Source organism: Kitasatospora sp. NPDC057738 (assembly GCF_042798815.1).
GTDB lineage: Bacteria > Actinomycetota > Actinomycetes > Streptomycetales > Streptomycetaceae > Kitasatospora > Kitasatospora lactacystinica.
The window spans coordinates 1-9927 of the sequence record NZ_JBHVJT010000101.1 but is presented as its reverse complement, the minus strand read 5'-3'; the positions used below and the strand labels follow the sequence as shown (position 1 = coordinate 9927).

8 protein-coding genes are annotated in these 9927 nt (G+C 75.9%); 2 read left to right on the top strand and 6 right to left on the bottom strand.

Annotated elements, in window-relative coordinates; all coding sequences use genetic code 11:
* Window positions 1-204 precede the first annotated feature (204 nt).
* A complete protein-coding gene (locus ACFVGO_RS36030) occupies window positions 205-1050 on the bottom strand; it encodes a ferritin-like domain-containing protein (RefSeq protein WP_359912550.1) in 846 nt (281 codons plus the stop codon).
* Between the two features lie 328 nt (window positions 1051-1378).
* Between ACFVGO_RS36030 and ACFVGO_RS36025 the strand changes: the two genes are divergently transcribed.
* A complete protein-coding gene (locus ACFVGO_RS36025; protein ID WP_380636341.1) occupies window positions 1379-2752 on the top strand; it encodes an FAD-binding oxidoreductase in 1374 nt (457 codons plus the stop codon).
* A 21-nt stretch (window positions 2753-2773) separates the two neighbouring features.
* On the opposite strand, the gene ACFVGO_RS36020 is transcribed toward ACFVGO_RS36025, so the two are convergent.
* From ACFVGO_RS36020 to ACFVGO_RS36000, 5 genes are all read right to left on the bottom strand, one after another.
* Window positions 2774-3511, bottom strand: a complete 738-nt coding sequence (locus ACFVGO_RS36020; RefSeq protein ID WP_359912556.1) for a class I SAM-dependent methyltransferase — start codon at window positions 3509-3511, stop codon at window positions 2774-2776.
* A gap of 149 nt (window positions 3512-3660) precedes the next feature.
* Entirely contained in the window at window positions 3661-4866 is a 1206-nt protein-coding gene (locus ACFVGO_RS36015) for an MFS transporter (protein WP_359912559.1), read from the bottom strand.
* A 149-nt stretch (window positions 4867-5015) separates the two neighbouring features.
* Window positions 5016-5273, bottom strand: coding sequence for a hypothetical protein (locus ACFVGO_RS36010; protein ID WP_380636339.1), 258 nt, complete (start codon window positions 5271-5273; stop codon window positions 5016-5018).
* Window positions 5274-5436: 163 nt separating this feature from the next.
* Entirely contained in the window at window positions 5437-6888 is a 1452-nt protein-coding gene (locus ACFVGO_RS36005) for a glutamate-cysteine ligase family protein (protein ID WP_359912565.1), read from the bottom strand.
* Entirely contained in the window at window positions 6885-8420 is a 1536-nt protein-coding gene (locus ACFVGO_RS36000; protein WP_359912568.1) for an NAD(P)/FAD-dependent oxidoreductase, read from the bottom strand. The genes ACFVGO_RS36005 and ACFVGO_RS36000 overlap by 4 nt, the downstream gene beginning before the upstream one ends.
* A gap of 274 nt (window positions 8421-8694) precedes the next feature.
* Here ACFVGO_RS36000 and eccB point away from each other — a divergent pair.
* On the top strand, window positions 8695-9927 hold a 1233-nt coding region (gene eccB / locus ACFVGO_RS35995), incomplete at its 3' end, for a type VII secretion protein EccB (protein WP_380636337.1).

The following is a 9927-nucleotide window of genomic DNA, read 5'->3' as shown; positions in this document are numbered from 1 at the left end:
GGGGCGGGAAGAAAACAGAGGTCTGCTTCCCTTTTTTTTTGGGGTTTTGGGGGGGGGGGGGGGGGGGGGGAGGGGCCCCCCCCCGCTCGGGGCCCCCCCGCCTCGGTACAACCAGTGTTCGTTACTTGCTCGCGCGACGTGTGCTCACGCTGTACTTGTTGGCCGCCTTGGTCTCAGCGCGGACGGCAACCTTCTTGATCTCCATCACACCTCCATGTGTTCTCGCGTGGATTTTCGGCGCCGGGACAGTTCTTGCCGGTCGTCCCGGACGTTCAGGAGCACCCGCATGCGGGTGGCGTGCCGCGCCCGGAGCCAGGCGGCGACCCGTGGTGCCGGAGTACCGGGCAGCAGCCGGTGCACCAGCGCGGCCAGCTTGTCCACGTCGTTGTGCTTCTCCACCACCTGTTCGGCGGCGAGCAGCAACTCGGCGGGCATGCGGCGCAGTCGGTCCGCGCCGGGGCCGTGGGTGAGGTAGGCCATGCCGAGCGCGACGTGGCGGGACTCGTCGCGGCGCACCAGCCGGTACACCTCGCCCAGGCCCTCCTCGCGCAGGCCCTCGTCGAACCAGCGGAACTCGTCGGCGGCGAAGCCCTCGGCCAGGGTGTGGGCCAGGAAGCGGGCGGTGTAGTCGTCCAGGGACCACAGGTCGCGCGACAGCTCCTCGACGGCGTCGCCCGGATCCTTGACCGACCCGGCGACGGCGTGCGCGTAGCGGTGGAAGACCGCCGAGTGCTTGGCCTCGTCGGCCACCGCGGTGGCCAGCACCAGCTTCATGTCGCCCTCGGGGCAGGCGTGCAGCAGGCCCGCCGCCACGTCCATGCCGACCTGTTCGGCGTAGGTGCTGCCGCTCGCGAGCAGCCAGGAGAGCTCGGAGGGCTGGGCGGTCGCGGTCCGGTCCCGCAGGGCCCGGTGGACCACCTCGGCCGGCTCCCAGTCGTGCGAGCGGGCGTCGCGGATGAAGCGGTCGTGCAGGCCGGGGACGCCGCGGGCGCGGTAGCGGGCCACGCCCGACGGACGCGGCCGGTCCGGAGCGCCTTCGGTCCCAGCCATCCCTCACCCCGTTGCCGTCGTGCCGACCGATGTCATGTGCAGGGAAGCAAAACACGGCGGGCCCCGTTGTTCGAGCGCTTTCGTCGCTCCGGCCCCGCAAATGCGCCAAGATCCCGGTCCGCGGCGGGACTTGAGCGCTCCGCCGGGCGGTCCGAGGCTGACCAGCGGCGATCGGGACCGGCCGGGTCGCCGGCGTGACCCGTCCGGGAGGGTTCGGCCCGGAACGGAGGATGGCCGAAACCTGATGGATCATCAAACCTTCACGCACGCGGTGTCGACGGGCCGCCTATCGTGTGTACGCCATGCATCGATCACGGGGGGTGCCGCCATGCCGGAGGACGACGTTCTGCCACGGGCGACACCGCCCGGGCACTGGCTGAGCCCCGGCGACGCCGGGTACGACGAGGCGCGCGCGGTGTGGAACGGGATGCACGACCGCCGCCCCGCCCGCATCGCCCGCTGCCGCACCGCGGCGGACGTGAGCGAGGCGCTGCGCCACGCGGCGGCCCACGGCCTCGACGTCACCGTCCGCGGCGGCGGCCACAACGTCGGCGGCAGCGCCGTCGCCGACGGCGCGCTGATGATCGACCTGTCGCCGATGCGCGCCGTCACCGTCGACCCGGAGGCCCGCACCGCCGAGGCCCAGGGCGGCTGCCTGCTCAGCGACCTCGACCGGGCCACCGCGCCGTACGAACTGGCCTGCCCCGCCGGCGTCATCTCCCACACCGGCCTGGGCGGACTGGCCCTCGGCGGCGGATACGGCTGGCTCGCCCGCCGCTGGGGCCTGACCTGCGACCACATCCTCGCCGCCGAGGTCGTCCTCGCCGACGGCTCGCTGGTCGAGGCCACCGAGGAGAGCCACCCCGAACTGCTCTGGGCGCTGCGCGGAGGCGGCGGGAACTTCGGCGTGGTCACCCGCTTCACGCTGCGGCTGCGCCCGGTCGGACCGGCGCTCTTCAGCATGGGCGTCCACGCGCTGGACGACGTCCCCGAGGCCCTGGCCGCCTACCGGGCGTACACCGCGCGGCAGCCGGCCGGCCTGCACGTCGTCGGCGGGCTGAAGCGCGCGGGCGAGCAGGAGTGGATACCGGAGCACCTGCGGGGGCGGCACGCGCTGCTGCTCCTGGCGGTGTGGACCGGGGACCCGGAGGAGGGCCGGGCGCAGACCGAGGCGCTCTACCGGGAGGTCGCGCCCGCGGCCCGCGTCAGCATCCCCATGACCTACCCGCAGCTGCAGGCGCTCGGCGACAGCAGCGAGCCCAAGGGCGACCGGTACTTCGTCAAGTCCCGCTACCTCCAGGATCTTTCGCCCGAGGCCGTGGCCCGGCTGGTCGAGGCGACCAGGGCCAACCCGTCCGCGCTCTGCTCGATCGACTTCGAGTTCCTGCGCGGGGCCATCGCGGACGTCCCCGAGGAGGACTCCGCCTTCCCCGGCCGCGCCGCCCCCTACCAGGTGACGGCGGAGGCGCACTGGACCGACCCGGCGCGCGACGCGGAGCACATCGCCTGGTCGCGGGCGACGGTGGAGGGCCTGGAGGCCTTCGGCACCGGCGGGGCGTACGCCAACTACGTCCAGGGCGAGGGCGACCGGAAGGCGCGGGAGATCTACGGCCCGGAGCGCTACGCCCGGCTCGCGGCCGTGAAGAAGGCCTACGACCCGGCGAACGTCCTGCGCGGCAACCTGAACATCCGGCCCGAGTAGGGACGGTCGGCCGCGCCGGGCTCAGAGCGGCGCGGACCCGCGCGGCCCGGCGACCAGCCAGTGCGCGGGCAGTTCGATCCGGGCGCCGTCGGGGGCGGACTCGGTGGTGGCCAGCGGCAGTTCACCGGTGGCGAGGACGTCGAGTCCGGCCGCGCGGAACAGCTCGGGGAAGACCGCGTCGGCGACCTCGGCGGGGGCGAGTCCGTGGGCGAACACGGGGCGCAGCTTCGGGGGCGGGCCGGACGGGCCGCGGACCAGCGCCTCCAGCACGCCCTTGGCCGCCTCGGCGAGCTCGAACACGAAGGCCCGGCCGCGGGCCCCGAGCAGGATGCGAATGCCTTCGGCCACGCGTTGGCGGTCGGCCGGCTCGCTCTGGTGGATCACCCCGCGCACGTACACGTTGGCGTCGCCGAGGCGCCGGTGGAGGGCCCGGACGGCCTCGGCGTCGGTGGCGTCCAAGCGGGTGAACTCGGCCCGCCCGGCGGGGTCGCCGCGCCGGGCGCGGTCCACCGCGGCGGCGGACAGGTCGACCCCGAGGGCGAGCGGGAAGTGCTCGGCGAGGAAGCGGGTCTGGGTGCCGTTGCCGCAGCCCAGGTCGACGACGGGCAGCGCGGGGTCGGCCAGGTGGGGGCGGAACAGGGTGAGGTGGCGTTCGGCGCCGAGGGCCGGTTCGGCGTCCCAGATCACCGCGCCCGGTTCCTCGGGCGCATCGCGCCAGAAGCCCTCCCAGGCGTCCAGGTAGCGGTTCGTCACGCTCATGGCGGGGACCTCCGGGTGTCACGCAACGTGTCTGGATCGTGTCTATCGGCACCCGGCCCGCGCGGCAAGCGGGTGCGGGCGGCACCCGGCGGGCGTGCGCGGGCGGCGCGCGACGGGCGCGTACGGGGGCGCGCGGGGGCGCGCGGGGGTCAGCTCCCGACGCGGCGCGCCTGGCGCAGCAGGTAGACGCCGGAGGCGGCGGCGAGCACGGCCATGCAGGCGGCGAAGACCAGACCCGCGTGGGCCAGACCGAGCGGTCCGGTGAGCAGGCCCACCCCGATGACCGGGACCGAGATGCCGAAGTAGGCGACCACGAACAGCGCCGACAGGGCGCCGCCGCGGTGCTCGGCGGGAGCGGCCGCGGCCACCTCGCCCACCGCCCCGCGCAGGCCCATGCCCTGCCCGGCGCCGCCCACCAGGGCGCTGAGCACCAGCGGGAGCACGGTCTCCCGGGCGAGCGAGGCGGCCAGCAGGGCCATCCCGGCGATCAGCACCAGGCAGCCCAGCGGGATCGCCCGGGCGGTGCCGAGCCGGGGCACCAGGAGCTGGCCGAGGGTGGAGGCGAAGAAGGCCGTGAAGACCACCAGGCCGATCACCGCGCGGTTGTGGACCCCCAGGTCGACGGCGAGGAAGGCGGGGCTGACCGAGGTGAACAGGCCCAGCAGGGAGAAGCCGGCGAAGGCGGCGACCGCGGCCGGTACGAACACCCGCCGGACCTCCGGCGGCAGGGACGGCCGGTCGGGCCGGGCCGTGCGCAGCGGGCGGGCCCCGGCGACCGTCTCGGGCAGCAGCCAGGTGAGCGCGAACGAGACGGCGAGCAGCCCCAGGTGCACGACGAACGGCAGGACCAGGGGGTTGGGCGCGTACTGCGAGAGCACGCCCGACAGCAGTGGCCCGCAGCCGAGCCCGCCCATGTTGGCGGCGGTCGCGACGAAGCCCGCGCGGGCCCGGTGCCCGGGCGGGGCGAGTTCCAGCACGTACGCCGTCCCGGTGCCGGTGAACAGGCCGGCCGAGAACCCGGACAGCAGGCGGCCCAGGCAGAGCAGGGCGACGCTGTCCGCGGTGAGGAAGACCACGGCGCTGGCCGCCGAGCAGACCAGCCCGCAGAGCAGCACGGGCCGGCGGCCGACGGAGTCCGAGACGTTGCCGATCAGCAGCAGGACGCCGATGACACCGAAGGCGTACACGGCGAACACGACCGTCACCGTCAGCTCGGAGAAGCCGAGTTTCTCCTGGTACAGCCCGTACAGCGGGGTGGGCAGGGTGGTGCCCGCCATGCAGACGGCGAAAGCGGCGGCGGCGACGAGGTGCCCCACCCGGGCGATGCCGGGCCGGGCGGTCCGACGATCGGTCATTCGCCCACCATAGGCGCGCACCCCGGGCCGGGGCCGTGCCGTGCGGGGGAGCGCTGCGCCGAATGGCGGTCCGAGCCGGGCCGCCGCCGGGCGCGGACCGCCGCTCGGACGGTCGTCCGGACCGCCGCTCGGGCGGCTGTCGGGCGGTGTCAGCGGTCCGGGTGCCAGGTGGCTTCGAGGGCGGTGGTGCCGTCCGGCCGGGGCGCGGGGCGCCACCGGGCGCGCAGGCCGGACGGGCGGGTGGACGGGCGGGTGGCCGGGCGGGGCGTACCGATCGCGCCGAGCACGGTGTTGTCGAGCGGGCTGGCGGCCAGCCGGTCCAGCACCCGCGCGACGGCGGTGCGCAGGCCGTGGCCGTGGCGGGGCACGTCGGGGACGACGGAACGGAACCCAGCGAGGACGGACATGCGGCTCACCTCCGGGAGGACCTGCGGGTCGTGCAGGTGCGGTCCGTCCAGCTTCCGCCGGTTCGCGGCCGCCGCGGCCCGGATTGACGGGCTGCTGACACCGCGCTGACGAACTGCTGACGCGGAGGTGTCCGCCGGGGGGCGCCGGGGGTCCGCCGGGGCGTCAGACCCGGTAGGCGGCGACGTAGCGGGCCGGGTCGCGGCGCAGGTCCCCGTGCCAGCGCTCGCGGCACTGCTCGGCGAAGGTCCGTCCGGTGGCGAGGATCTCCTCCAGCGGGTCCAGGTACCCGAGCACGTGCGGCGGTTCGAGGCCGGCCGCGATCCGGGCGGCGAGGCCGGCCCGGGCCAGCCGCAGCAGCTCGGCGGCCAGCGGGCGGACCGGGTCGCCGCCGAGGCGGGTGGCCAGGCCGAGGGCGGGCAGCTCGGCGAGCGCCGCCCGGTGGTCGTGCAGGGTGTAGCGGCCGAGCAGCTCCCAGGCGGCGGAGAGGGAGGCGGGGTGGTAGCTGAGTCCGGCCCAGAGCGCGGGGACGGCCGGGACGAACGGGTACGGCGGGCCGTCCGAGGCGCGCAGTTCCAGGGTGTCGCGGACCCTGGTGCTGGTCCAGAGCTGGTTGAGGTGGGACCTCCAGTGGGCCGGGGTCGGCCGCGAGCCGTCCGGGTAGCCGTGCCGGAGCAGTTCGGCGAAGGTGCGCCCGGGTGGAGCCGGGTGGTAGCGGCCGTCCGGGGTGCGGTAGTGGATCAGCGGGATGTCGAGCGCCCAGTCGACGACGGACCCGACGGTGACGTCGGGGCGCAGCGCGGGCGGCAGCACTCCGCCCCGGCGGGGGTCCATCCGCAGCCAGGCCCAGCACCGGTGGGACAGCCGTCCGCTGGAGGAGCTTCCCTCCTGCAGCGGCGAGTTGACGAGCAGGGCGGAGACCACCGGGGCGGCGGCGGTCTGCATCCGCAGCTTGCGGGTGAAGTCGGCGGGGGAGAGGTAGTCCAGGGTGACCTGGGTGGACAGCGACAGGGCCATCACGTACCGGGCGCGGCTGCCGGGCTCGCCGAGCCCGGTGAAGTAGTCCCGCATGATGGCGCCCCGGGTCATCGGCACCCACCGCATGTCGGCGAGCCGGTCGAAGGGCAGGTAGGCGCCGGGCAGCAGGGCGAGGCCGAACCGGCCGACCAGCTCGGCGAGTTGCTCCAGGGCGGCGCGCATGTCGTCCACCGCCTTGGCCACGGACGGGACGGGCGTCGAGGAGTACTCGATCTGGCCGCCGTGCTCCAGGGTGATCTGGCTGCCGTCCGGGAGCCGGACCCCGGTGAGCCGTCCGGCGTCCTCCTGCCGCTCGCCGCCCCACCTGGCCAGCACGGCCTCCAGGACGGCCAGCACGCCGCGCTCGCCGTCGTAGCGGGCGGCCAGTCCGGTGACCGGGTCGACCAGGCCGCACTCGACCTCGATGCCGATCAGTTCGCCGCGGCCGGGCCGGAACGGGGCCAGCAGTTCGGCCCGGCCGAAAGCCGGGCCAGGGCCCGCGGCGGGGTCCGCGGCGGGGTCCGGGTCCGTCGGGTCCGGGTCCGCGAGGTCCGGCGCCGGGGCGGGGTCCGGAGCCGGACCGGCCTCGTCCTCCGTCACACCGCCCCCACCCGGGTGGCGACCCGGGGGTGCCCGGCCCGGTCGAGCAGCGCGCCCACCGCGCCCAGGGCGGACTGCGCCGCGCCCTGGCACCAGGCGTGGGCGCCGGACAGGTGCTCGCCGGCGAAGAAGATCCGCGGTTGCCCCGCCGGGTGCGGGGAGCCGAGCACGGACAGGTAGCGGGTGTGCTCGCCGGGCGTCAGGTGGGCGAAGGCGCCGCCGCCCATGCCGGTCTGCACGTCCCAGTTGCAGTGCACGATGTCGTCCACGTCCCCCGTGATGCCCGGGTGGAGCCGTTCCAGGCAGTCCAGCACCAGCGCGTCCCGGTCCGCCGGCTCCAGTGCGGCGAAGCGGCGGGCGTTGGCACCCCACAGGTACGCGCCGAGCAGGGCCGTCGGCTCGGCCGAGCGCAGCGGGTCGCGCACCGCCCAGCGGGGGCCGGAACCGCCGTTGACCCCGTCCTTCTTCGCCCGCACCGCGTTGTCCGACGGGTACCAGCACTGCTGGATCGGCAGGTCCGTGAAGCTGCCGCCGCCGTGGATGCCGTCCTCCAGCTCCCAGCGGCGGCGGGTGAGGTGCAGGACGGTCTTGATGCTGCTCGCGTAGCTGATGCCGCGGATGGCGTGCCGCTGGGCGTGCGGCAGGCCCGGGGTGACGGTGATCCGGTCGAGCGCGGGCGCCGGGACGCAGCACACCACGTAGTCGACGTCCTCGTGCAGCCGGGCGCCGATCCGCCGGCCGTGCAGCCGGACGCCGTCCGTGGTCAGCGTCAGTTCGTCGACCTGGGTGGAGAGCCGCAGCGTGCCGGGGCGCAGCGAGCCGACGAAGGCGTGGATCAGCGCCTCCAGCCCGTCGACCAGCTCGACCTGCCCGCGGTGGAACAGGCCGAAGTAGTCGACCAGCACCTCCAGCAGCGAGGACTGCTCGTAGTGGGCGAGGCCGGTGGCGTGGCCGACCAGGTCCCAGGCGTCCTGCGACAGGTGCTCGTGGACGAACTGCCACAGCGACACCGAGGCCGCCCGCTCCAGCGCCGGGTCGTCCCAATGGCCCTCCAGGGTGCGGCGCTGCTGCTCCACGGTCAGGGTGCGCCACACCGAGCCGAGCAGGTGGTCCAGCACCGGGCCCGGGGGCTGCCGCTCGGCCGGGCGCAGCTCGTACGCGGGGAACAGCGTCGCGACGTCCTGCACCCGGGCCCGCCGGCCGCGAAGGTGGTAGTAGGCGTGCGGGTTGGCGTTGACGAAGGGGCGGGTCGCCAGCCGGAACCGGGAGACGTAGTGCAGCACGCAGTGGTGGTTGCCGGGGATGCGCATGGCGCCGAGGTCCACGTGGGTGCCGTCCCAGAAGCGGTGGGTGCGCACCCGCCCGCCCGGCCGGTTCGCCCGCTCGTACACGACGACGTCGAACCCGCGGCGCTGCAGCTCGTAGGCGCACACCAGCCCGGAGACGCCCGCCCCGACCACCGCCACCCGGCCCCGGGCGCCGGCCACGGGTTCCTCCAGCGAACGCGGGAAGGCAAAGCTCGTCTCGAACATCGGCACCGTACCCCTCTGAGGCGGGACCCCCGCCCCAGCCTCGGCCAGGCACCCCGGGCATGCCACTTCGCGGCGCCGATGCGAGTGACGGGCGGGGGCCGGCCCGGTCCTGGCGCGCCCGGCCCCGTCCTGGTGCACCCCGCCCCGCCCCGGTGGGCCCGGGCGGCGGCGGTGAACCCGGCCGGTGCGGGGGGCCGTAGGACCGTAGTGGGCGCGCGCAGCGGTGCGGCCGCGAAGCAGCGGGTGCGTCCGTGAGGAACCGGGGAGGAACTGGATGCAGTCCCGACGCGACCAGGTGCAGGCACACCTGTTCGTGATGAGCAGGCTGGCCTCGGGCATGCTGCGGGCGGAGCCCGACGCGCCGGACACCCCCACCGGGCGCACCACCCGGGGCACCATGACGGGCCTGGCGGTGGGGGTGCTGATCGGGCTGGGCGTCACGGTGTACGGGGTGATCCGGCCCGGTGGCGGTGACGGCTGGGCCAAGCCCGGCACGCTGGTGGTGGTCGAGGAGACCGGTGCCCGGTACCTGTCCATCGGCGGGCAGCTGCACCCGGTGCTGAACGACACCAGCGCCAGGCTGCTGGCCGGTGAGCAGATGACAGTGCGGCAGGTGAGCCGGGCGTCGATCGCGGACGCGCCGCGCGGCGCCCCGGTCGGGATCGTCGGCGCCCCGGACGGGCTGCCGCCGGCCGCCGACCTGGCGGGCGGCACCTGGCTGGTCTGCGCCACCGCCCAGCCAGGCCCGGCCGGCACCCCGGTGCCGAAGCTCGCCCTGCTGGTGGACCCGGCGGCCGAGGGGCGGGCGCTGGCGCCCGGCCAGGGTCTGCTGGTCGCCGCCCCGGACGGTTCGACGCATCTGCTCTGGCAGGGCCAGCGGCTGCGCGTCGACACCGCCAACCAGGCGCTCCAGGCGCTCGGCTACGGCGGTGCGACGCCGTTCCCGGTGCCGGCCGGGGTGCTGAACGCGCTGCCGGCCGGGCCCGACCTCGCGGCGCCCGCCGTCGCCCGGCGCGGCGAGGCGGGCCCGGCGCTGGGCGGGAAGCCGACCCGGATCGGCCAGCTCTTCGAGGCCCCCGGCGGCGCGCACTACCTGCTCACCAAGGACGGCCTCGCCCCGCTCACCCCGACCCTGTACGCCCTGCTGCTCGGTGACCCGCGCACCCAGAAGGAGGCGTACGGCAGCGCGGCCCCGGCGCCCGCGCCGATCGGCGCCCTGGACCTCGCCGGGCACACCGCGCCCGGCGGACCGCCGCCCCCGGGGCTCCCGGAGGCGCCGCCGACGCTGGTCGCCCCGCTGCACGGCGAGGGCGTCTGCGCCGACCTGCACACCGGCGCCGGCGCCCCGACCACCGCCGTCACCGTGCTGCCCGCCGGCCGGGCCTACGAGGGCCACCCCCCGGCGGCACCGGGGGGGGGACGGGGGGGGAAGAGGGGGGGGGGGGAGGGGGCAGGTGCACATGCCACACAGGAGCCCCCCCCAATGAGGGGCGGGGGCCCAGGGCTC